This is a genomic window from Nonomuraea sp. NPDC023979 (genome assembly GCF_040639085.1).
Classification (GTDB): domain Bacteria; phylum Actinomycetota; class Actinomycetes; order Streptosporangiales; family Streptosporangiaceae; genus Nonomuraea; species Nonomuraea ceibae.
This window is the reverse complement of the sequence record NZ_JBEZZG010000005.1, coordinates 177,865-200,547: the sequence shown is the minus strand read 5'-3', so window position 1 is coordinate 200,547 and position 22,683 is coordinate 177,865. Positions and strand designations below refer to the sequence as shown.

General features: G+C 72.4%; 23 protein-coding genes. 7 read left to right on the top strand and 16 right to left on the bottom strand.

Annotation, left to right across the window (positions count from 1 at the left end):
- The first annotated feature begins 94 nt into the window (after positions 1-94).
- Positions 95-1,993, top strand: coding sequence for a nitrate- and nitrite sensing domain-containing protein (locus AB0G11_RS12535; RefSeq protein ID WP_357585654.1), 1,899 nt, complete (start codon positions 95-97; stop codon positions 1,991-1,993).
- On the top strand, positions 1,986-2,342 hold the full coding sequence (locus AB0G11_RS12530; RefSeq protein WP_219510209.1) for a DUF742 domain-containing protein: 357 nt from the start codon (positions 1,986-1,988) through the stop codon (positions 2,340-2,342). The genes AB0G11_RS12535 and AB0G11_RS12530 overlap by 8 nt, the downstream gene beginning before the upstream one ends.
- Positions 2,343-2,374: 32 nt before the next feature.
- Here the strand turns inward: AB0G11_RS12530 and AB0G11_RS12525 are convergent, their stop codons facing one another.
- The 7 genes from AB0G11_RS12525 to AB0G11_RS12495 are packed head-to-tail and all read right to left on the bottom strand — an operon-like array spanning position 2,375 to position 10,112.
- A complete protein-coding gene (locus tag AB0G11_RS12525) occupies positions 2,375-3,250 on the bottom strand; it encodes an ABC transporter ATP-binding protein (protein ID WP_219510210.1) in 876 nt (291 codons plus the stop codon).
- Complete coding sequence (locus AB0G11_RS12520) at positions 3,247-3,984, bottom strand: ATP-binding cassette domain-containing protein (protein WP_357585652.1); 738 nt, start codon at positions 3,982-3,984, stop codon at positions 3,247-3,249. The genes AB0G11_RS12525 and AB0G11_RS12520 overlap by 4 nt, the downstream gene beginning before the upstream one ends.
- Entirely contained in the window at positions 3,981-4,826 is an 846-nt protein-coding gene (locus tag AB0G11_RS12515; RefSeq protein WP_357585650.1) for an ABC transporter permease, read from the bottom strand. The genes AB0G11_RS12520 and AB0G11_RS12515 overlap by 4 nt, the downstream gene beginning before the upstream one ends.
- Positions 4,823-5,839, bottom strand: a complete 1,017-nt coding sequence (locus AB0G11_RS12510) for an ABC transporter permease (RefSeq protein ID WP_357585648.1) — start codon at positions 5,837-5,839, stop codon at positions 4,823-4,825. The genes AB0G11_RS12515 and AB0G11_RS12510 overlap by 4 nt, the downstream gene beginning before the upstream one ends.
- A 3-nt stretch (positions 5,840-5,842) precedes the next feature.
- Positions 5,843-7,480: an ABC transporter substrate-binding protein gene (locus tag AB0G11_RS12505; protein ID WP_357585646.1), complete on the bottom strand. Its 1,638-nt coding sequence runs from the start codon at positions 7,478-7,480 to the stop codon at positions 5,843-5,845.
- A gap of 18 nt (positions 7,481-7,498) precedes the next feature.
- The gene (locus AB0G11_RS12500; RefSeq protein WP_357585644.1) at positions 7,499-9,046 is read right to left on the bottom strand and encodes a hydantoinase/oxoprolinase family protein; all 1,548 of its coding nucleotides are present in this window, start codon (positions 9,044-9,046) and stop codon (positions 7,499-7,501) included.
- Positions 9,039-10,112 (bottom strand): DUF917 domain-containing protein, encoded by a 1,074-nt coding sequence (locus tag AB0G11_RS12495; protein WP_219510216.1) that lies wholly within the window; start codon positions 10,110-10,112, stop codon positions 9,039-9,041. Before AB0G11_RS12495 ends, AB0G11_RS12500 begins: the two co-directional genes overlap by 8 nt.
- Before the next feature lie 122 nt (positions 10,113-10,234).
- Here AB0G11_RS12495 and AB0G11_RS12490 point away from each other — a divergent pair, with 122 nt between their 5' ends.
- From AB0G11_RS12490 to AB0G11_RS12470, 5 genes are all read left to right on the top strand, one after another.
- On the top strand, positions 10,235-10,690 hold the full coding sequence (locus AB0G11_RS12490) for an RpiB/LacA/LacB family sugar-phosphate isomerase (protein ID WP_357585643.1): 456 nt from the start codon (positions 10,235-10,237) through the stop codon (positions 10,688-10,690).
- A complete protein-coding gene (locus tag AB0G11_RS12485) occupies positions 10,683-10,907 on the top strand; it encodes a hypothetical protein (protein ID WP_219510217.1) in 225 nt (74 codons plus the stop codon). The genes AB0G11_RS12490 and AB0G11_RS12485 overlap by 8 nt, the downstream gene beginning before the upstream one ends.
- 39 nt (positions 10,908-10,946) lie before the next feature.
- Positions 10,947-11,096: a hypothetical protein gene (locus tag AB0G11_RS12480; protein WP_219510218.1), complete on the top strand. Its 150-nt coding sequence runs from the start codon at positions 10,947-10,949 to the stop codon at positions 11,094-11,096.
- Between the two features lie 27 nt (positions 11,097-11,123).
- Positions 11,124-13,733 carry a Tex family protein gene (locus AB0G11_RS12475; RefSeq protein ID WP_357585641.1) on the top strand — a complete coding sequence of 870 codons (2,610 nt, stop codon included), beginning with the start codon at positions 11,124-11,126 and terminating at the stop codon, positions 13,731-13,733.
- A 113-nt stretch (positions 13,734-13,846) separates the two neighbouring features.
- Complete coding sequence (locus AB0G11_RS12470) at positions 13,847-14,905, top strand: hypothetical protein (RefSeq protein ID WP_357585639.1); 1,059 nt, start codon at positions 13,847-13,849, stop codon at positions 14,903-14,905.
- A gap of 650 nt (positions 14,906-15,555) precedes the next feature.
- On the opposite strand, the gene AB0G11_RS12465 is transcribed toward AB0G11_RS12470, so the two are convergent.
- The 9 genes from AB0G11_RS12465 to AB0G11_RS12425 all read right to left on the bottom strand — a co-directional run bounded on the left by AB0G11_RS12465 (position 15,556) and on the right by AB0G11_RS12425 (position 22,434).
- Positions 15,556-16,002, bottom strand: a complete 447-nt coding sequence (locus tag AB0G11_RS12465) for a hypothetical protein (protein WP_219510220.1) — start codon at positions 16,000-16,002, stop codon at positions 15,556-15,558.
- Positions 16,003-16,099: 97 nt separating this feature from the next.
- Positions 16,100-16,993: a sigma-70 family RNA polymerase sigma factor gene (locus AB0G11_RS12460; RefSeq protein WP_219510253.1), complete on the bottom strand. Its 894-nt coding sequence runs from the start codon at positions 16,991-16,993 to the stop codon at positions 16,100-16,102.
- Positions 16,994-17,003: 10 nt separating this feature from the next.
- Positions 17,004-17,390 carry an STAS domain-containing protein gene (locus AB0G11_RS12455; RefSeq protein WP_219510221.1) on the bottom strand — a complete coding sequence of 129 codons (387 nt, stop codon included), beginning with the start codon at positions 17,388-17,390 and terminating at the stop codon, positions 17,004-17,006.
- Between the two features lie 41 nt (positions 17,391-17,431).
- A complete protein-coding gene (locus AB0G11_RS12450; RefSeq protein ID WP_219510222.1) occupies positions 17,432-18,409 on the bottom strand; it encodes a phosphotriesterase-related protein in 978 nt (325 codons plus the stop codon).
- A gap of 103 nt (positions 18,410-18,512) precedes the next feature.
- Positions 18,513-19,136 carry a DsbA family oxidoreductase gene (locus AB0G11_RS12445; RefSeq protein ID WP_357585637.1) on the bottom strand — a complete coding sequence of 208 codons (624 nt, stop codon included), beginning with the start codon at positions 19,134-19,136 and terminating at the stop codon, positions 18,513-18,515.
- Between the two features lie 45 nt (positions 19,137-19,181).
- Positions 19,182-19,694 carry a TrmH family RNA methyltransferase gene (locus AB0G11_RS12440; RefSeq protein ID WP_219510224.1) on the bottom strand — a complete coding sequence of 171 codons (513 nt, stop codon included), beginning with the start codon at positions 19,692-19,694 and terminating at the stop codon, positions 19,182-19,184.
- A 119-nt stretch (positions 19,695-19,813) separates the two neighbouring features.
- Positions 19,814-21,091 carry an APC family permease gene (locus AB0G11_RS12435; protein WP_357585635.1) on the bottom strand — a complete coding sequence of 426 codons (1,278 nt, stop codon included), beginning with the start codon at positions 21,089-21,091 and terminating at the stop codon, positions 19,814-19,816.
- A gap of 176 nt (positions 21,092-21,267) precedes the next feature.
- Positions 21,268-21,726, bottom strand: coding sequence for a universal stress protein (locus AB0G11_RS12430; RefSeq protein ID WP_219510226.1), 459 nt, complete (start codon positions 21,724-21,726; stop codon positions 21,268-21,270).
- A gap of 81 nt (positions 21,727-21,807) precedes the next feature.
- Complete coding sequence (locus AB0G11_RS12425) at positions 21,808-22,434, bottom strand: DUF998 domain-containing protein (RefSeq protein WP_357585633.1); 627 nt, start codon at positions 22,432-22,434, stop codon at positions 21,808-21,810.
- Positions 22,435-22,683: the final 249 nt, after the last annotated feature.

Sequence of the window (22,683 nt, the reverse complement as noted above, 5' to 3'; positions counted from 1 at the left end):
GCCGAAAAATTGGGCATTCCGGAGATCGAATTGCTATTCTCATGGCTTGTCCCGTCCGGGGTTGCCAGCAGGGGACCGACCGGAGTGAGGTGTCATGGGTCGTAGCCGCACGATCCGCATGAAGATCATCGGCCTGCTGCTGGTTCCGCTCGCTTCGATGGTGGTGCTGTGGGGCGTCATCACCGTCGTCACCGCGGGCGAAAGCCTGGAGCTGCGCCAGTACACCACGCTCTGGACCAACCTGCGTCACCCCGCCTACAAGCTCGGCACCGAGTTGCAGCGTGAGCGCCTCGCCTCGGTGAAGCTGCTGCGCGCCGGGAGGGCGGCCGACCGTTCGGCCCTCACCCAGCAGCGCGCCCGCAGCGACAAGGCAAGGCAGCAATTCAGGATGCTCTCGGGCCGGTCCCGGGACACGTCGGAGGCGATCCGCAAGCAGGTGGACGCGGTGTACACCGAACTGGACGGGCTCGACGCCATCAGGGGCGAGATCGACACGGGCCTGGCCGACCGCCTGCGCGCAGTCGAGGCGTACAACGCGATCATGGACTCGCTCTTCGGGCTGCACCGCCGGGTGGGGTTCATCAAGGAGATCCCGATCTACGAGCAGGCGCGCGTGGTCATCGACCTCGGCTACGCCAAGGAGCTGCTCACCCGCGAGCAGGCCCTCGCCCTGGGCCCGACCACGCTCGCCGAGCGCCGGGTCTTCACCCAGATCGTCGGCAACCGGCGCTTCCTGCTCGACCACGCGCTCGGCGAGCTGGACCCCGCGCTGCGCGAGGCCCAGGTGTCCATCATCACCTCGCCCGACTACCAGCGGATGCGGCTGATGGAGGACCAGATCATCGCGGGCGGCTCGCCGCTCGGCTGGCTCGACACCACCGAAGGGCTGGCCAAGTCGTTCCAGGACGCCCAGCTCAAGGCCAGCATGGCGCTGTCGGCCCGGTCCGAGCCGGTGGCCGACTCGGTCCTCACCCGGGCGCTGCTGCTGGCCGGCACCGCGCTGCTGCTGATCGTCGTGTCGATCGCGTTCTCGCTGCGGATGGGCAACCGGCTCTCGCGCGAGCTGGGCACGCTGCGCGAGGCGGCGCTGGAGGTCGCCAGGGAGCGGCTGCCCGAGGTCGTGGCCAAACTGCGCAGGGGGGAGGCGGTGGAGGTGCCCGAGCTGTCGGTGACCAGCACCACCGTCGAGATCGACGACGTGGGCCAGGCGTTCTCCACCGTCCAGCAGACCGCCGTCGAGGCCGCCGTCGGCCAGGCGCAGCTCCGCGACGGCGTCGGCCACGTCTTCCGCAACCTGGCCAGGCGCAGCCAGGCGCTGCTGCACCGCCAGCGCATCCAGCTGGAGGGCATGCAGCACCGGGCGACCGACCCGGAGGCGCTGGACGACCTGTTCCGCCTGGACCACCTGACGACCCGCATGCGCCGCCACGCCGAGGGCCTGATCATCCTGTCGGGCGCCACCCCGGGCCGGGGCTGGAGCAAGCCCGTCCCGCTGCTCGACGTGGTCCGCGGCGCCACCGCCGAGGTGGAGGAGTACCCGAGGGTCGTCGTCGAGCCGATGCCCGCCCAGCGGCTGGCCGGGCCCGTGGTCGGCGACGTCATCCACCTGATCGCCGAGCTCATCGAGAACGCCACCGTCTACTCGCCGCCGCACACCTCGGTCGTGGTGCGCGGCGAGGTGGCCGCCCGAGGCTTCGCCGTGCACGTCGAGGACCGCGGGGTCGGCCTGACCCCCGAGGAGCTGGCCGACCTCAACGAACGGCTGGCCAGCCCGCCCGAGTTCGACCTGGCCGACAGCGAGCGGCTCGGTCTTTTCGTCGTTTCCCGCCTGGCCGCCAGGCATGACATCCGCGTGACGTTGCGCGGTTCACCATATGGAGGGACCACCGCCATCGTGCTGATCCCGGCAGAGCATGTGACAGATCCTCCCGACGAGCCGGAGGAGCCCATCCGGCAGCCGGCCCGTCCGATGCGGGTGGTGCAGGGTGACTGACGAGCGCTGGCTGGACGAGGACGCCGGTCCGATCGTCCCGGCCTACCTGCTGACCCGAGGCCGCACCGTGCCCGCGAGCGAGGCCATCGACCTCATCGCGGTCATCATCACCTCCGGCGGCCTCGCGCCGCCGTCCGGCCTTGGGCCCGAGCACCTGATCATCCTGCAGAAGTGCACCCGGCCGACCCGGCTGGTGGACGTCGCGGCCGAGCTGAACCTGCCCATCGGGGTGGTCCGGGTGCTGGTCGGCGACCTGCACGAACAGCAGCTCGTCCAGGTCGAGTCGCCGCCCCCGGCGCCGGACGCCACGGTCCTCCTGGAGGTGATCACGGGCCTCAAGGCCCTGTGATCCCCTCCTCGCAGGCCCGGTGACCGGGCTCCTCAGGAGCCCGCGAGCACGTCCTCCGCGCGGTGGCAGGCGACCCTCCGGCCGGCCACCTCGCGCGGCTCAGGCGCCCGCTCGCACTGCGGCGCCGCGAGCGGGCAGCGCAGCCGGAACGGGCAGCCCGACGGCGCCGGCCTGGCCTCCGCCCGCCCCCGCGCCACCGGCGGCGGCCCGCCCAGCTTCGGCACGGCGTCGCGCAGGGCCAGCGTGTACGGGTGCGCGGGCCGGCCGAGCAGGTCGGCCGTCGGGCCCGACTCCACCACCCGGCCCGCGAACAGCACGTGCGAGGTCCGGCAGAGCCGCTCCACGACGGCCAGGTTGTGCGTGATGAGCAGCCGTTCGGTGTCGAGCCCGGCGAGCAGGTCGAGAATCCTGGCCTGGACGGTCACGTCCAGCGCGCTGGTGGGCTCGTCGAGGATGAGCAGCCGGGGCCGGACGGCGAGCGCCCTGGCGATCACCACCCGCTGCCGCTGGCCGCCGGAGAGCTCGTGCGGCCTGCGCGTGGCCAGGTCCGGCGCGAGGCCGACCTGTTCCAGCAACTCGGGGACGCGGTGGCGGCCGGACCTGGGCAGCGCCTCGGCGATCGAGCGGCCGACGCGCATCCGGGGGTCGAGCGACTCGGCCTGGAAGACGGGCTGGACGTCGGCCCGGAACGCCTTCCGGTCGGCTTTCCTGAGGTTCTGCGTGCCGTACCAGATGTTTCCGGACATGGGGGTGAGGAGGCCGAGGAAGGCGCGCGCCAGCGTGGTCTTGCCGGACCCGCTCTCGCCGATCAGGCCGGTGCCGCCCTCGGCGAGGTCCAGCGTCACGCCGTGGACGACCGGGGTGCGGCCGTAGCCCAGCGTCACGTCCTCCGCCCGCAGCAGGGTCACGGCAGGGCCTCCAGCAGCTCGCGGGTGTAGGGGTGGGCCGGGCGCGACAGCACCTCGGCGGCGGGGCCGCTCTCCACGACCGTGCCGTCCCGCATGACGAGCACCCGGTCGGCGATCGTGGAGACGAGGGCCAGGTCGTGCGAGACGAGGAGCAGGGCCAGCCCGCGTTCCTCGCGCAGCCGGCGCAGCACGCCGACCACCTCGGCCTGCACGGTCACGTCCAGGGCGCTGGTCGGCTCGTCGGCCAGGATCGCCTCCGCGCCGAGCGCGATGGCCAGCGCGATCGCGAACCGCTGCGCCTGGCCGCCGGAGATCTCGTGCGGATAGCGCCGCAGGATGCCGGGGTCGAGCATGACCGCCTCGGCGGCCTCGCCCAGGACGCGCTCGCCCGACGGCAGCCCGTGCAGGCGGAGCGCGCGCCGCATGAGGACGCCCAGCCGGGTGGTGGGGCTGAGCGCGGCCTGCGGCGACTGCATGACGAGGGCCACGCGGGCGCCCCTGATCGCGCGCAGCTCGCGCGGCGTGGCCGTCAGCACGTCCACGCCGCACACCCTGACGTGGCCGGAGACGTCGGCCCCCTCGGTGAGGCCGAGCAGCGACAGCAGCGTGGTCGACTTGCCCGACCCGCTCTCCCCCACGACCGCCACGCACTCGCCCGCGCGCAGGTCCAGCTCGGGCACCCGGGCGACGACCCGCCCGCCGTAGGCGACCTGAAGGTCGCGTACCTCGATCACTTCACGATCCTCCGCGGGTCGAGCGCGCCGCGCAGCCCCTCGCCCAGCACGTTGAACGCGAACGCCGTCACCAGGATCGCCAGCCCGGGGAACGTGACGACCCACCAGTTCGTGGTGAACAGCGTCTGGCCCTGCTGCACCATCAGCCCCCACTCGGCGACCGGCTCCTGCGCGCCCAGCCCCAGGTACGACAGCGCGGCCGCGGTGAGGATCACCCCGCCCGCATCGAGCGAGAGCTGGACCAGGACGGGCGTGAGCGAGTTGGGCAGCACGTGCCTGACGACGACCAGCGGCGCGGGGACGCCCAGGCAGCGGGCGGCGTCCACGTACGGGCGGTTGGCGATGGAGGCGGCCGTGGCGGCCGACAGCCGCGCGTACCAGGGCCACCAGGTGACGGCGATGGCCACGACGACCGTGGTCACGCTCGGCTGGAGCACCACGGCCAGGGTCAGCGACAGCAGCAGCGCCGGGAAGGCCAGGAACACGTCGGTGACCCGCATGATCAGGTCGCGCACCCAGCCGCCCGCGTACCCGGCGACCACGCCCAGCGTGACGCCCACGGCCGCCGACACCGCCAGCACGGCCACGGCGATCGACAGCGACGTGCGGCCTCCGTACAGCACCCGGGTGAGCACGTCGCGGCCGACCTGGTCGGTGCCGAACCAGTGCGCGCCCGACGGCGGCAGCAGGGCGTTGACCGGATCGACCTCGTCGGCCGGGTACGGCGCGATCCACGGCGCCAGCAGGGCGGCGAGCACCACGAGCACGATGAGCGCCGCGCCCGCGAGGGCGAGCCTGTCGACGGAGCCGGGCAGGGCGCGGCGGGTCACGAGCGCGGTCACCGGGCCCTCGCCCTCGGGTCGACGACGCCCTGGAGGAGGTCGACGACCAGGTTGGCCAGCACGTAGACGAGCGCCACGAGCAGCGTGACGCCCGCGATGGCCGGCGTGTCGCCGGAGAAGATCGAGTCGACCGCGTAGCGGCCCAGGCCCGGCCAGTTGAAGACGGCCTCGACCAGGAACCCGTTCACGATCGCGTAGGCGAACACGAGCGCGATCAGCGACAGCACCGGGTTGAGCGCGGGCCGCAGCGCGAACCGGGTCAGGATGGACGTCTCGCGGAAGCCGAGCGCGCGTTCCAGCCGGGCGTGGTCCTGGCTCGCCTCCTCGATCAGCGTGGCGCGGACCATCTGGGCGATCACGCCGGCCGGATAGGCGGCCACGACGAGCGCGGGCAGCACCAGGTGGCGCAGGGTGCTGGTGAAGATCGGCCAGTTGCCGGTGATGAGCGCGTCCACGATCGTGATGTTGGTCCAGAGGGTGAGCGGGCTGGTCGTGTTGAGGCTGTCGTCGTACTCGCCGGCGACGGGGAACCAGCCGAGGTTGCTGGCGAAGACGGTCTGGAGGGCGAGGGCAAGCCAGAAGACGGGGACGGAGACGGCGAGCATGCTCGCCACCCGCACCCCCAGGTCCGGAAATCTCGTCTTGTAGCGGGCGGCGAGCACCCCGACCGGGACGCCCACCGCGATGGCCAGTAACAGCGCGGCCCCCACCAGCTCCAGGCTCGCCGGGAACGCCAGCGCCAGGTCGTCCAGCACCGGCTGCCGGGTCCGCAGGCTGGTGCCCCAGTCGCCCGTCACCAGGTCCCGGACGTAGGCCCCGAGCTGCACCCAGACCGGCTCGTCCAGCCCGAACCGCTCGCGCGCCTGCGCGAGCTGCTCCGGCGTCGCCTTCGGCCCCGCGTACGCCACCGCCGGATCGCCCGGCACCAGCCGCATGATGACGAACGTGAGCACGATCACGCCGGCCACGACCAGGAGCGCCTGGCCGAGCCGGCGGATCAGGTAGCGGGCCACGGCTCAGGCCGCGGGCTTCAGGTCGTAGAAGAAGACCACGTTCGGATAGGCCGGGTTGTCCTTGTACCCCTGCACGCCCGCCGTCAGCGCCCGCTGGTAGGTCTGCACGTACGGCACGGCCACCGCCGCCTTGTCGTTGACGATCTGCTTCTGCAGCTTGTCGTAGGCCATCTCGGCGGCGAACGGGTCGGTGGCCGTGAGCCGCGGCAGCCCGTCGATCGCCGCGTCGATCCCGGCGTCCTTCAGGTACGACAGGTTGAACTCCGGCTTGTCCGAGCTCCTGAACACGTTGAGGAACCACGAGTACGGGTCGGCGTAGTCCGGGTACCAGTACATGACGAACACGTCCTGGCCCTTCTTCTTGCCCAGGTCCCACTGCGCGTTCCAGGCCATCGGCCGCGCCTGGAGGGTCACGTTCAGCTTCTTCAGCGCCGAGCTGAGCAGCGTCACGAACAGCTTCTGGTCGTCGTCGCCCTGCGCGTAGGTCATGGTCAGCTTGAGCTCGGGGTTGTCGGGCCCGTACCCGGCGGACGTCATCAGCTCCTGCGCCATGGACAGGTCGTGCACCGGCTCCATGCCGAACACGTGGCCGAGCAGCCCCGGCGGCACCAGCCCGCTCGCCTTCTGCCCGGAGCCCTTCAGCGCCGACACCAGGCCGTCGTAGTCGATGGCGTACTGCAGCGCCTGCCGCACCCGCACGTCCTTGGTCGGCCCGCTCTCGGTGTTGAACAGCACCAGCAGGTTCTGGAACGACGGCGTCTGCGACGCCTGCACGCCCTCGGTGGACCCGGCCTGCTGGAAGAGCTGCGGGTTGAGCCGCTGGACGAAGTTCACCTCGCCCCGCTTGAGCAGCTGCCAGGCCGTGGTGATCTCCGGCGTCACCCGGAAGGCCACCTTCTTGTACTGCTCGGGCTTCCAGCCGCCCCAGTAGTCCTCGAACGCCTTCAGCGTCAGCTCGGTCTCCTGGCCCTTCCTCCAGCTGTCGATCGTGTACGGGCCGGTCCCGGCGTCGCTCTTGCCGTCGGCGACCGCGTCCACGGCCTCGGTGTCGTAGATGTAGGCCGCGTAGCCGGAGGAGGCCACCAGGTCGAGCGGCGCCGCGTACTTGAGCGAGAACTTCAGCGTCGAGGCGTCCGGCGCCTCGATCGTGTCGACGGCCCCCCAGATGTAGGCCGCGCCCGCGTTCTTCTTGATCGTGCGCTCGATGGCCTTCTTGGCCGCCTCGGCGTCCATGGGCGCGCCGGTGTGGAACTTCACGCCCTGGCGCAGCTTGAACGTCCACTGCCTGCCGTCGTCCGCCGACGACCACTCGGTGGCCAGGCGCGGCTCCGGCTTCTTCGTCTCGGCGTTGTAGCGGGTCAGGCCCTCGTAGATGTTGGACATGGCGATGATCTCGTTGGAGTACGAGGACGCCGGGTCCCAGTCGGTCACCACGTCCAGGTTCGGCGCGTAGACGAACGTGGCGTCGTTCTCCTTGCCGCCCGGCTCGGCCTGGGCCGCCGTCGGGGCGCCCGTGCCGTCATCCGCCGTCGGCTGCGGGGTGCCCCCGGCGCCGCGCACCTGGCCGCCCGCGCACGCGGACGCGGCCAGGGACAGGATTCCGACGACTCCGGCGACCAGCAGGCGCTTGTGCCAGCGCATGGGGGGATCCTTTCTCTGTCACCGCGCGAGGGGTCCGGCGGCTTTGACGTGTACGCGCACGGCGGGTTCGGCGAGGTAGCTCAGCGGCACCTCCAGCAGGTCGACGATCTCGACCCCGGCCGGATCCGCGCCCGCGGCGACGGCTCGGGCAGCCGCCTCCTCTTTAACCCTTTCGATAGCCTCTGCCCGGCTTTCGTGCGCAGGCATGATCGTATCGACTCTGCCGCTCGCCAGGGCGATGGCGGCGCCGACGGCGTTGGCGACCTCGGCGTGCTCGGGCCTGATCACCCGGCTCACGCCCGGGAGGTCGGCGGGCAGCAGGAACGCGCCGCCCCCGACGACGACCAGCGGCCGGCCGGCCCGGCCGAGCGCCATCCGGTCCACCGCGTCCGCGGCCGCCGCGTCGGCGAGCGCGAGCGCGGCGCGCAGCTCCGCGAGATCGGCGCCGGACGCCGCCAGCCGGTCCGCCCAGCCCGCCGACCCATCGGGCAGGCGGCCCGCGGCCACGGCGGCGTCCGTGAGCGTCGGGGTCCGGCCGCCGAACACCAGCGCCTCCTCGGCGATCCGGTAGCCGACCGAGTCCGGCCCCACGTCCCGGCCGCGCACCACCGTCCCGCCGCCGAGCGCGATCGCCAGGATGTCCGGCATGCGGAAGTTGGTGAGCACGCCGCCGATCTCCACCGCCGCCGCCGACTCGCGCGGGAACCCGCCGGCCAGCACCCCGAGGTCCGTCGACGTGCCGCCCACGTCCGCCACGATCGCGTCCGGCACCCCCGACAGGAACGCGGCCCCGCGCAGCGAGTTGGCCGGCCCGGACCCGATGGTCGACACCGGCAGCCGCGCCGCCTGCTCGACCGTCATCAGCGTGCCGTCGTTCTGCGCCAGGTACGGCAGCGCGTCCAGGCCGCGCTCGGCCAGCGTCGCGGTGAGCGCCCCGGTCACCTGCGCGGCCACCCGGTACAGCGCCGCGTTCAGCACGGTCGCGTTCTCGCGCTCCAGCAGCCCCAGCGAGCCGATCTCGTGGCTCGCCGACACCGGCAGCCCGTACTCGGCCTGGACCAGCTCCCGCACGGCCAGCTCGTGCCCGGCGCTCGACGGGCTGAACACCCCGGTGACCGCCACCGCGTCGGCGTCCGTCCCGTCCAGGAACCGCCGGATCGCGTCCAGGTCCAGCCGCCCGATCTCCCGGCCGTCCACGTAGTGCCCGCCCGGCACCACCGCCTCGCCCGCCGACACGACCTCGCGCAGCTCACCCGGCCAGTCCGACAGCGGAGGCACCGACGTGGTCGCGGGCGCCCCCAGCCGCAGCACGGCCACCCGGCCCAGGTCACGACGCTCCAGGATCGCGTTCGTGGCGTGCGTGGTGCCCAGCATGACCCGGCCGATCCGCTTCCTCGCGTACGGGTCCAGCCCGGCGAGCACGGCGTCCAGGGCGGCGCGCAGGCCCTCGGTCACGTCCCGGCTCGTGGGCCGCTTGGCCTTGGCGATCACCCGATCGGAGCCGTCCAGCACGACGGCGTCGGTGTTCGTGCCGCCGACGTCGACCCCGACACGCAAGTCAGCCATGCCGCGTCTCCAGTTCTTCGACGGGCACGTACTCCAGGTCGTGGCCGAACGCCCGGGGCCCGGCCGTCTCCAGCCCCCTGGGGGTGCGCCACAGCGGGTCGCACGGCCAGGCGAGCACCGCCACGCGCTGGCCGTAACGCAGGCCCTCGGTCTGCACGGCGGCGGCCGTCTCGGTGTCGGCCACCGTGATCAGGTCCGGCACCATGGCCCTGACCCGGCCGTCCTCGACCGCCACCAGGTTCTCGTTCTGCAGCTCCAGCGTGAGCGTGCGGCCCCGGTCGCCGCCGGTGCCCTCGATCGTGGCCGTGCCCCTGACGAACCCGCCGCTGGTGCGCCGCTCGACGTCGGTGAGCTTGCCGGTGATCAGCCGGACCGCGCCCAGCTCGCTCCGCAGCGCCTCCAGCGGGTCCGCGGCGCCCTCGGTGGCCCGGCCGATCTCCAGCGCCCGCGTCACCGTGCCCTCGATCACCGCCCCGCGCGCCCGCCCGGCGGTGATCACGTAGTCGGCCATCAGCGCGTGCGACCCGGCGGCCACGCACACCGCCCGCGCCAGCCGCTCCGACCACAATCCGTCCACCGGGCGGATCGTCACCACGTTGCCCGCGACGTCCGCCATGACCACCAGGTCGGCCGGCAGCCCCGCCACGTACATGGACACCATCTGGACCTCGGGGAACGCCCGGCCCATCCCGTCGGCGTCGAGCAGCGGCAGGCCGAGCTGCGCCGCCCACGCCACGGGGGCGACCCCGTTCGCGCCGCCGATCTCGGACGACATCACCGCCGCCGGCGGGCGGCCGAAGATCCGCTCAACCTCCTCGGCGATGCGCCTGGGCTCGTCCTCGCCGTGGATCATCTCGTGGCTGACGGTCGGCGCGCCGATGCCCGACAGCGGGACGATCAGCGCGTCCTCCGGCAGCTCGGCGAGCCGTACCAGCGGGACGGGGCCGTACGTCCTGATGGCCCGCCGCGCGGCCAGCGCCCCGGTCCGCACGTCACCGCCGCCACCGGTGCCCAGGACCGCACATCCCCGCGCAAGAGCGGAAATATCATCTTCAACGATGTCCATATGGCGACACAACCAAGCACATACGGGGTGATCGCGCCAGCCGGTTACTCCTCTCGTCGCTGATTCCGTTGTCTGATAGAGCTGAACACGTTGCCTGAAACTGGACCCCCGGAAGGAGCGCCATGCGGATCGCGGTGGCCGCCGACAGCCTCGACGGGATCGCCGAGCGAGTGGTGACGGCGCTGCGCGAGCGCGGTCACGAGGTCGTCCCGCACGGCGCGCTCAACCACGGCGAGCGCGCCGACTGGGCCTGGGCCTGCGAGGCGGCGGCCCGCGACGTCGCCGAGGGCCGCGCCGACCAGGCGGTCGTGTGCTGCTGGACCGGCACCGGCGCGTCGATCGCGGCCAACAAGGTGCCCGGCGTCCGCGCCGCCCTCTGCGCCGACGCCTACACCGCGGGCGGCGCCCGCACCTGGAACGACGCCAACGTGCTCGCCCTCAGCCTCCGCCTCACCTCCGCCGTGGTGCTCGACGAGATCCTCGACGCCTGGTTCGCGAGCAGGCCGAGCACCGATGCCGTCGATCAGGCGAACATCTCTCATCTCTCCGAGATCCCGATATCGTCGGGCAATGGCTGACTTCCGGTGCACCCACTGCGGCGCGACAGGGCTGCAGACAGGCTTCGTCATGGACAGCGGGCAGTACTCCCAGGGCTTCGCCAACTGGGTGGAAGGCGCTCTGGAGCGCGGCGTCTTCGGCGGGGCCAAGCTGTCCGGCCGCCCGAGGTGGGAGATCGACGCCTACCGTTGCCCCCGCTGCTTCCACCTCGAACTCTTCGCCGGCCGCCCCGCCTGACCGCGCCGAATCGTCGGTGCGGCGCTTTAGGGTGCAGGCATGACGGACGTCCTCCTGCGCGACGGCCGCCCGCGGGTGCTCGGCGGGCCGGCCGCCGACCCGCCCCGCGACCTGCGGCCCGGTAGGGAGGCGGCCGTTCACCCTCGGCGCACCCTGGTCATGGAAGACGGCGTCGTCCTGCACAATTGACCGGCGGGACCATCGAAAGGCAGGCAAGTGCTCTCTATTCACCAGCGGATCGCGGAAGAGCTCGGCGCGCGCGAGGGGCAGGTGCGGGCGGCGATCGAGCTGCTCGACGGCGGCGCGACCGTGCCGTTCATCGCGCGATACCGCAAGGAGGCCACGGGCGCCCTCGACGACGCCCAGCTGCGCACGCTCGAAGAGCGGCTGCGCTACCTGCGCGAGCTCGAAGAGCGCAGGACGGCGATCCTGGAGTCGATCGAGTCTCAGGGCAAGCTCGACGACGACCTGCGCGCCCAGGTCATGGCGGCCGAGACCAAGGCCCGCCTGGAGGACATCTACCTCCCCTACAAGCCCAAGCGGCGCACCAAGGCCCAGATCGCCCGCGAGCTCGGGCTGGAGCCTCTGGCCGACAAGCTGCTGGGCGACCCGGCGCTCGACCCGGCCCAGCTCGCGGAGTCGTTCGTCACCGAGGGCGTCGCCGACGCCGCGGCGGCGCTCGAAGGCGCCAGGGCGATCCTGATCGAGCGCTTCGCCGAGGACGCCGACCTCATCGGCGGCCTGCGCGAGCAGCTGTGGAGCCGCGGCCGGCTGGTCTCCAAGGTGCGCGAGGGGCAGGAGGAGGCGGGGGCCAAGTTCTCCGACTACTTCGAGTTCGGCGAGCCGTTCACCAAGCTGCCCTCGCACCGGATCCTGGCGATGTTCCGGGGCGAGAAGGAAGAAGTGCTCACGGTCACGCTGGAGCCCGAGGAGACCGCCGCCTACGAGCTGCGCATCGCCGGCCACTTCGGCATCGCCGACCGGGGCCGCCCGGCCGACAAGTGGCTGACCGAGACCGTCCGCTGGGCCTGGCGCACCCGCATCCTCGTCCACCTGGGCATCGACCTGCGCATGCGGCTCTGGCAGGCGGCCGAGGACGAGGCCGTGCGCGTGTTCGCCGCCAACCTGCGCGACCTGCTGCTGGCCGCCCCGGCCGGCACCCGCGCCACGATGGGCCTCGACCCGGGCCTGCGCACCGGCGTCAAGGTGGCCGTGGTCGACGCCACCGGCAAGGTCGTCGAGACCACCACCATCTACCCGCACGAGCCGAAGAAGCAGTGGGACCAGTCGCTGGCCGTGCTCGGCGCTCTGGTGCAGAAGCACGGCGTCGAGCTGATCGCCATCGGCAACGGCACCGCCTCCCGCGAGACCGACAAGCTGGCGGGCGAGCTGGTCAAGCTCATGCCGTCGGTCACCAAGATCGTGGTGTCGGAGGCGGGCGCGTCCGTCTACTCCGCCTCCGCCTACGCCTCGCAGGAGCTGCCCGAGCTCGACGTGTCGCTGCGCGGCGCGGTCTCCATCGCCCGCCGGCTGCAGGACCCGCTCGCCGAGCTGGTCAAGATCGACCCCAAGTCGATCGGCGTCGGCCAGTATCAGCACGACCTGGCCGAGACCAAGCTGTCCCGGTCGCTCGACGCCGTCGTCGAAGACTGTGTCAACGCGGTCGGCGTCGACGTCAACACCGCCTCGGCCCCGCTGCTCACCCGCGTGTCGGGCATCGGCGCCACGCTGGCCGAGAGCATCGTGCGCCACCGCGACGCCAACGGGCCGTTCAAGACCCGCACCGCGCTCAAGGACGTCGCCCGGCTCGGCCCCAAGGCGTTCGAGCAGTGCGCGGGCTTCCTGCGCATCCCCGACGGCGACGACCCGCTCGACGCCTCCAGCGTGCACCCCGAGGCCTACCCGGTGGTCCGGCGCATCCTCAGCTCGGCGGGCGCCGACCTCAAGTCGCTGATCGGCAACACGTCGGCGCTGCAGGCGCTGAAGCCCGAGGAGTTCACCGACGACACCTTCGGCCTCCCGACCGTCACCGACATCCTGCGCGAGCTGGAGAAGCCCGGCCGCGACCCGCGTCCGGCCTTCAAGACGGCGACGTTCAAGGAGGGCGTGGAGAAGCTGTCCGACCTGGAGCCGGGCATGATCCTGGAGGGCGTGGTCACGAACGTCGCGGCGTTCGGCGCGTTCGTGGACGTCGGCGTCCACCAGGACGGGCTGGTCCACGTCTCGGCCATGTCCCACAATTTCGTGAAGGATCCCCGCGAGGTGGCCAAGCCGGGCAACATCGTCCGCGTCAAGGTCCTCGACGTCGACATCCCGCGCAAGCGCATCAGCCTGACCCTCCGCCTCGACGACGAGCTCCCCACGGCCACCGGCGCCGACGGCCGTCGCAACGGCCGCCGCTCCGACGCCGACGCCACAGCCACCGCCTCCGACAACGGCAACGGCAACGGCGCGGCCGGTGGCGGCAACGGCACCGGCGGTCGCGGGGAAGGCCGCTCCCGCGGCCGGGGCGACGGCGCCCAGCGTGGCCGCGGCGGCGACGGCCAGCGCGGTGACGGCAACCGCGGCGGCCGAGGCAACAACGGCGGCCGGGGCGACAGTGCCCGTGGTGACGGTGCCCGTGGCGACGGCGGCCGGGGCGGCAACGGTCGCGGCGACGGTCGCGGCGACGGTCGCGGCGACGGCGGGCAGCGCGGACGTGACGGACAGCGCGGTCGCGGCGACGGCAACCGTGGCGGCCAGCGCCGCCAGGACCGCCCGCAGCCGATGGGCGCCATGGCCGAAGCCCTCCGCAAGGCCGGCCTCGGCGGCGACACCACCCGCTGACCCCAGGGCCCGCCGTTCCTCCACCGGCTCGGAACGGCGGGCTCCCGGGATGATCGCCCTCAGCGGAAGGCCGTACGCCCTGTCGTGGAGGTGCGGGGCGATACGGTCGAGGGGTGAGCACCACAGCGTTCGACACCACGATCAACCAGGCTCGCGACCTGCTCAGGTGGCGTTCGCCGCTGCGCACCGAGTTGTGGGCGGCCCGGCTCACCGCCGACCTGGAGGCGGCCGGGGACGACGGGCTCCTCGCCCAGCTCGTACGCGACGACCGCACCGAAGCCCGCCTCACCCTCGCCGCCCTGGCGGCCCTCCACCCCATCGAGGACGAGGCCACCGCACCGCCACCGGACACCGCCGAAGGCGAGACCACAGACGGCGACGACACCCCCACTGACTCCCCCGCCGGCACCTCCGTCTTCGCGCCGTACCGGCAGGCCGGGGTCGAGGCGACGGGGTCGCTGGCCGGCTGGGTGGCGCGGATGGGGCAGGTCACCTGCGACGGCGCATGGTACGGCCCGGCAGATCGCTACGGCGAGCAGACCCTGGCCGCGCTCGCCTTCCGCTACGCCGACGGCAAGGAGCCGCACCTGCTCGTGGTGGCCATCGACCAGGTGCACGGCGGGCTGGCCGTCGACGCGGTAGTGGAGGAGCCGAAGTTCCTCGACGACCTCGACCTCGCCCCCACCGATCCGGGGGTCGTGGCCGGGCGGATCCTCGACGCGTTCGAGGTGACGGACCTGGTGCTGGGGGCGGAGGTCGCGGAGACGCTGCCCGCCGTCCGCCCGCTCGCGCTGTCACGCGCCCGCGCCGTCCCCGACCCGGTACGCCACCCGGTCGACGACCTGATCACCCGATTCCACGATCTTCCGGACCTGCCCGGGGCTCGGGAGGCGTTCGAGAAGCTCGTCGAGTTCCTGGGGGATCGGCCGTTGTGGTGGAGCCCGGCCAGGGTGACGCGGTTCCTCACCTCGTGGCTTCCCCGTGAGGCGATCCTGTCCGACGCGGCCGTCGCGGCGATGCCCGACGTCGTCCGCGCCTGGACCCGCCACCACGGCGACCACCCGGAGATCCTGCGCCGCATCGACGAGGACGCCCCCCACCTGCCGGCGCTCATGGCCGACGACTCCCTCGCGAGCCTCGGCAAGCGCATCGCCCAGCAACACCACCCCTGAGCCCCGCCCTTCCCTCGGGCACCTGCCCGGAAACGGACACTCCCCTCCGGAAGGGAAGAACCGACCCACCCCACCGGAAAGGGGCGGACGCCCAGCCCCTCTCCCCGAAGGGACAGAGGACCGACCCGACCGGAAGCCCACTCCCCAGAGGGGCGGAGGGCCGGGCCCTCCCGGACGCCCCCTCCGGAGCGGCGGACGTCCTACCGGGCGGGGCGCCCCCGCCTCCGGAGAAGCGGGAAGCCGGTCGGGCCGGATACCCCTCCCCCTGAGGGGTGGACGGCCGGTTCGAGCGGACGCCCCTCTCCCGGGAGAGGGCGGGCGGCCGGACCGCCCGTCGCCCGACCGCACGAAGGGGTTGGTCGGCTCGTCGTGCGCGGCCCCGTATGGGGTGGGCGTCGCGCCCTTTCCCCTCCCGAAAGGCCGGGACCGGGTGTGGGGCGCGGGTGGTGGCCGGGATGGTGGGCTCTGCGCATGGCGCGGGGACGGCTATGCTGCGCAGTGACGTTTACGCTGCCCCCGCTCGGGCGTTGCACAGGGAGATTGATTCTGCATGTACAAGGAGTTCGCCGCCGAGGCTGTCGTCTGGGTCGTGCCGATCGTGGTGCTCATCGGTCTCGCCCTGATGATCACCGCCTGACGACGCAGCAGGGTCAGCGGTAATACTCGTAGTGCACGACGGTGTTGACCTGCTTGTCGAAGCGGATCTCACCGTCGAGCCAGCGGTTCCACATCTTCGACAGCGATCTGGTCCGGACGGTGCATCCGCCCCACCGGACGCCCTTGGGTCGGATCTGGCCGACGTAGTCGTGGCAGGATCCGACCTTACGGTTGTTGACCTTGAGGCGAGCGTTCACGCTCACCGAGTAGAGGCGCTTGCTGGATGTGTTGGTGATGCGGACCTTGATGCGGCAGGTGTCCTTGCACCGGCCGAAGTAAATCTTGTAGCGGATGAGGTGCGGTTTCGCCGCGACGGCGGCCGCGGCCTCGGTGACGGACGCGGCGGCGCCGGCCCGCGTGGTAGCGGCCTCGGCGGGTGGGACGAGCACTCCCGCGGCGGCCGTGGCGATTAAGAGCGCGCCGGCAAGACTTCTGATCATGTTGCCCCCATGGCGAACCGGTTCAGCCGCCTCCCCCAGTTGAAGGCGGCATCTCCATTGACCACCGGCAGCCGGGCGACATCAAGGAGCGGGACGGTTACGAAGCCCAGGCGAGCAGCGGCCCGTCCTTGCTGAGCCGCTTGAGCGCCTGTTTCTCCAGTTGGCGGATCCGCTCCCGGGTCAGCCCCATTTGTCGCGCAATATCGCTATATGTCCAGACCTCTTCCCCGGCGAGCCCGTACCTGAGCCTGAGGATCACCGCCTCCCTCGGCGGCAGCGACGTGATCACCTCGTTCACCGAGACGCTCAGCGCCCGCCGCTCGGCCAGCTCCTGCACCTGCGGCCCGTCCTCGTCGGCGAGCAGGTCGCCGATGCTGCTCTCGCCGTTCTCGCCGACGGGCGTGTCCAGGCTGACCGGGTCCCTGGCGAGCCCGCGCAGCCCCGCCACCTGCTCCGGCGTGCGCCCGGCGGCCTCGGCCAGCTCGTCGTCGCCGGGTGTGCGGCCGAGCGAGGCGGCGAGCGCGCGTTCGGCCCGCAGCAGCCGCGCCAGCTCCTCCGCCACGTGGACGGGCAGCCGTACGGTGCGGCTCTTGTCGTGGATGCCCCGTTCGATCGCCTGGCGGATCCACCACATCGCGTACGTAGAGAACTTGTAGCCGCGCCGGTAGTCGAACTTCTCCACCGCCCTGATCAGCCCGAGGTTGCCCTCCTGGATGACGTCGACGAGCGGCAGCCCGCGGTGGGCGTAGCGTCGGGCGGCGGCGACCACCAGCCGGAGGTTGGACCCGATGAGCAGGTCCTTGGCACGCTGGCCATCGCGGCGGACGACGTCGAGCTCGGCGGTGCCCGCGCCGGAGCCGATGAGGTGCCCGGCGTACAGCCCGGCTTCGATCCGCTGAGCCAGCTCCACTTCGTCCGCGGCGGTGAGCAAGGGGGTCGTGCCGATCTGCTTCAGGTAAAGGCCGAGCAGATCGGGCTCTTGGACCGGCATGCCGGGGCAACTACCCGGTAAACGGCGGTGAATTCCCGTCTTCGCTGAGTTCGGCGATGGCGAGCTCGGCGGTGGTGCGGATGTCGAAGAACTTGTCGAGCGCGGTGATCGCGAACAGGTGCTTGCACCTGCCGTTGAGCCCGGACAGCAGCAGCCGTCCGCCGGACGCGGTGACGGCCTTGTGCAGGTAGACCAGGACGGACAGGCCCGAGGAGTCGCAGACCGCGACGGCCTGCATGTCGATGACAAGCATCGGCGGCTGGGTCAGGTCGAGCGCCTTGGTGACGCGATCACGGACCTCGGCCGCGGAGCCGAAATCGAAGTCGCCGGTCAGCCTTGCGATGACACACGGCCCCTGAAGCCCGAGGCTGATCGACAAGGCCTGGTCCGAAGTCACCCAGTTCCACCTACCTGCGTTGCTCTTACCTTCCCCCCACTTTACGAGAACAGTTGACGGGGGTTGAACACCAGCATCCGTTCGATCTGCTCGCCGGTCACACCAGACTCCGTCAGCGCGGCCAGCACGTCGTCGTGGATGTGATCGTATCTCCAGTTGGGCGCCAGGGCGCCGCGGGTCTCGTCCCAGGCCTCGGGAAAGTAGTCGTTGAAGCAGGCGGCGTCGTGGCTGAGCACCATCCGGTCGGCGTAGCCGCGGCGGCACAGCGCGGCGATCGTGGCCACGCGCTGCGCCGTCGGGTTGTAGAGGTCGAGCCCGAACCGGTCCATGCCGAGCGTGGCGCCGGTGTCGGCCAGCTTCATCAAGTAATCCAAATCGTTACTGTCACCGGCGTGGCCGACCACGACCTTGGCCAGGTTCACGCCCTCCTCGGCGAACAGGTCGAGCGCCGGGAGCCCGCTCTGGGTGAACGAGTTCGTGTGGACGGTGATCGGCGCGCCGGTGCGCAGGTGGGCCTGGGCGACGGCGCGGCAGACCCGCTCGACGCCGGGCGTCAGGCCCTTGTGCTCGACGACGCACTTGAGGAACGCCGCCTTGACGCCCGTGTCGGCGATGCCTTCGGTCAGGTCGCGGACGAAGTCCTCGATCATCGGGTCCGGCATGTCGATGAGCAGCCCCGGCCCCCGGTGCTCGTACTGGTGGGGCAGTTCGTCGAAGGTGTAGAGGCCGGTGGCGACGATGATGTGCAGATCGGGCACTTCAGCCGCTATGCGCTGGATGCGGGGGATGTAGCGCCCGAGCCCCCACACCGTGGGGTCGACGATCGTCCTGACCCCTTTGGCCGCCACCGCGTTGAGCTTCGTGATCGCGTCGGCGACCCGGTACTCCTCGTCCCACCAGGCGCCTTTGCCGTAGTTGTCCAGGTGCTCGGTGGAGGTGACGAACACGTGCTCGTGCATGAGCGTCTGGCCGAGCCGGTCGGCCTCGACGGGCCCGCGGACGGTGCTGACTGTGGTCATGGGGGCCTCCGTGCCTGCTGGGCCGACCGCGCCAATGTAAAGCCGCCTCACATGCACGTCAACGTACGCGCCCGGCAACCCCGCGGCGAGCGCCCGGCGGGGATCACCTGGCCAGCGCGAGCTCCAGCAGGCGGCGCAGGTCGGCGACGGGTTGGACGCCGGGGACCGGCGGGCCGCCGTCGATCACCAGGGTCGGGACGCCCGTGATGCCCCGCTCGGCCGCGCTGCGCCGGTCGGCGCGTACGTCGTCGGCGTGCGCGTCGCCGGTCAGCACCGCGTCGACCTCGCCGGCGTCCAGGCCCGCCTCCGCGCCGAGGCGGCGCAGCACGTCCAGGTCGGCCACGTTCAGGCCCTCGGTGTGGTAGGCGCGCAGCAGCCGTTCCATCATCTCGGCGGCCAGCCCGTGGCGGGCGGCGAGGAGGTTGAGCCGGTGCGCGTCGAACGTGCTCACCGGCCTGGCCAGCCCCAGGTTGAGCTCCAGGCCCTCGGCCGCGCCCAGGGCCTGGATGTGCGCGACCCTGGCCGGCGCCTGGTCGCCCCACCATTCGCTCATCGCCTCGGCGGCGGTCGGGCCGGGGACGCGGCCCTGCTCCGGCGCCAGCTCGTAGGCGCGCCAGACGAGCTCGACGGACTCCCGGCCGGCGACCGTCTCCAGGGCGGCCGCCAGCCTCCTCTTGCCGATGTAGCACCACGGACAGAGCACATCGGCGTAGATTTCCACCTTCATGCGCCCGATCCTGCAACCTCAACCACGGTTGGGGTCAACTTCGGCTCAGCTGAACCCGGCCAGCTTGTAGAGGACGAGCGACCCGGCGACGGCCACGTTCAGGCTCGCGCCGGTGCCGATCATGGGGATCTCGACGACCAGGTCGAGCAGGTCGAGCGCCTCGGGCGGGATGCCGTCGGCCTCGTGGCCGAGCACGACGACGGTCGGCTGCCTGGCCATGGGCAGGTCGGCCAGCCGGACGGCCTCCTCGGCCAGCTCGACGCCGACGACCTGCTCGCCCCGCTCGCGCCGTTCGGCGAGCCAGCGCAGCGGCCGCACCCAGTGGACGCAGGCCCCGGCGCGCAGCGTGTTGCCCTTGGCCAGCGCCTCCGGCACCCACGGCAGCCGGGGCACGGCCAGGCACGCGCCGACGGCGTCGCAGGTGCGCAACAGCGTGCCCAGATTGGCGGTGTGCATCGGCCACAGCGGCGCGACGGTCAGGTGCCCCAGGCACCGGGGTGGCCGTCGCCGCCGGGCGGACTTGAGGTCCTTGCTCGTACGGACCCTGACCCCGCTCATGCGCGCGGGCGGATCTCCTCCGCGGAGGTCTTCATGTGATGGGCGCTTTCAGCGGCACGCCCGAGCCATCGACGGGAGCCTCCAGCATAACGCGGCCGGACCCGCCCGGCCCAGGCGCGTCAGGGTGACGGCCGGCCCTGCCGGAGCCGGTGCCGTACGGCCCAGAGGACGGCGCCGGCCGCGAAGACGGCCAGGCCCGCGAGCACGGAGGCGAGCGGGAGGGTGGCGGCGAGCAGCAGGCACAGGGCCAGCCCGAGCACCGGCACGGCCTTCGGCGGCGCGCCCTCGTCGCGGCGCAGGGTGAACGCGGAGGCGTTGGCGACGGCGTAGTAGACGAGCACGCCGAAGGAGGAGAACCCGATGGCCCCGCGCAGGTCGGCGACCAGCAGCAGGACGGTCACCGCCGCCGCGACGGCGAGCTCGGCCCGGCGCGGCACCTGCGCTCCGGGGTGGACGGCGGCGAACACGCCGGGCAGGTCACGCTCCCTGGCCATCGCCAGGACCGTGCGCGACACCCCGAGCATGAGCGCGAGCAGCGCGCCGAGGGCCGCCACCGCCGCGCCGGCGGCGACCACCGGCCGCATCCACTCCGCCCCGGCCGCGCTCACCACGTCGGCCAGCGGCGCGCCGGAGCCCGCCAGCCCCCACGCGGTCAGCGTGCCGAGCGCGGCCACCGCCACCAGGGCGTAGACGACGAACGTGACGGCCAGCGCGATGCCGATGGCACGCGGGATGGTCCGGGCGGGATCGCGCACCTCCTCCCCCAGCGTGGCGATCCGCGCATATCCGGCGAACGCGAAGAACAGCAGCCCGGCGCCCTGGAGCACTCCCCAGAGCCCGGGGGCGGCCAGGCCGGCGGGCGCCCCGGCGGCCAGGGCCGTGACCTGGGAAGCGCCGGGCGTGCCGCCCGCGAAGGCCGCCACGACGACCCCGGCCAGCACCAGCAGGACGAACGCCACCATCACCCGGGCCGCGGCGGCGGAGCGCTGCACCCCGAACAGGTTGAGCGCGGTGAGCACCACCACGGCGGCGATGGCCAGCGGGCGGGCGAGCGCGGGGGCCGCATAGGCGCCGAAGGTGAGCGCCATCGCGGCGCAGGAGGCGGTCTTGCCGATCGTGAAGCCCCAGCCCGCGAGGTAGCCCCAGAACGGGCCGAGGCGACGCCTGCCGTAGACGTACGTGCCGCCGGACTCGGGGTAGAGCGCGGCCAGGCGCGCCGAGGAGGTCGCGTTGCAGTAGGCCACCAGGCCGGCCAGGGCGAGCGCGGCGAGCAGCCACGTGCCGGCCGCCCGCGCAGCGGGGGCGAAGGCCGCGAACACGCCGGCGCCCACCATGGCACTGAGCCCGACGACCACCGCGTCGCCGGTGCCCAACCTTCTCGCCAGCCCTGCGGCCACGCGCCCTCCTCGTTCCAGGAGGCAACTCTGCACCATCGGGCCGACACTTTCCCATCGGCCCGGGATACGCGGGGGAAATGGCGGGCGGCGTTTCGACGAGCGCCCCGGAGCCCAGCGGGTGTGGGTGGACGGTGGGCTCCGGGGACGATCAACCCCCGGACAGCGGACGGGGAAGATCAGGCCCCGGACTCCGGTCCGGGGACGACGAGGACGGGGCGGCGGGAGTGGTGCAGGACGCGGTCGGAGGTGCTGCCCAGCAGGAGCGAGCGCACACCGCCGAGCCCCCGGGTGCCGGTGACGATCAGCTCGGCGTCCAGCTCGTCGGCCGTGTCGACGATCGTGGCCCAGACGGCCACGGCGTCGGAGGAGCAGCGCGGGGTGGCGTCCAGGCCGGCCTCGGTGGCGAGGGAGGCGCCGTGCTCGGCGAGCTCGCGCATGGCCTTGCCGATGGCCTCGTCCTCGGCGGCTGAGTTGTCGATCGTCATGATGAGCCCGGCGGACGCCCGGGCGGAGGTCATCGCCAGCCGCTCCCACACGGTCAGCACCACCGCGTGCCGGCCGGGGAACATCTTGCCGGCGAAGGCGATGGCGGCCTTGGCGTCGTCGGAGCCGTCGTAGGCGATCAGGATGGTCATGCCGGTACCTCCGTGCAAAGCAAAGTGTCAGGCTCCCCCTCTAACCGAGGGAGAGCCGTTCACTCCTGCTCAGGCAAGGGCTCAGGCAAGGGGGCGGGCGAGGGCGGGCACGCGGCGGGGGGCGGGGTTGAGCGCCGACATCCCGGCCAGGGCGAGGACGGCGAGCTCGGTGACGACCACGGTGCGCTGGATCAGCCCGGCGGGGAAGTCCTCGTTGGCCAGCGGGATGCCGAACATCCGGACCACGTACGGGATCACGACGGCGACCAGGGCGACCAGGGCGATGGTGCTGAGCACGCGGACGGCGCGGGCGTGGCGCACGCGGGCCCTGGCCAGCAGCAGTCCCGCGACGGGCATGACCAGGAAGGCGACGAAGGCGGCGTAGCGGTGGACGGCGCCCGACAGCGACAGCTCGACGCCGGGCGGGTCGGTCGGGAACGCGCCGATGAGGAACATGCTCGCGCCCCACACCAGCAGCAGGGCGACGACGCGGCGGTCCGCCCCGGCCCGGCGCACGGCCTCGGCGATCAGCGTCGAGCCCACCGCGAACAGGGTCAGCGACAGCGGCAGCAGCCAGCCGGCCGCCTGGAAGGCGTACTCGCTGATCACCGTGTGCATCGGGTCCAGGCCCGTCTCGGCGTGCAGGGTGAACATGGCGCCCGCGCCGGTGCCGATGGCCGTGAATCCGCTGACAAGCAAACCCTTCATGCCTACAAACGTGGCGGAATCCGGCTTCGCGGAGTATCGGAGATCACCCTCGGCGGGCCCTGAGGAATCCCCTACTACTTCGGTCTTAATACCCCTGTCAGGGGCATGATGACCTGCGGGGATACAGACCCTGGTAGGGATTGCCCCCTCAGGGGGAGTAGGGATTTGACTTAGAGCGCGCTCAAAGGGCGACCCTGGATGCATGAGCTGCTCAGGAAGGCCCGGAGGCGGTCGGGGAGCGGCCCTGGA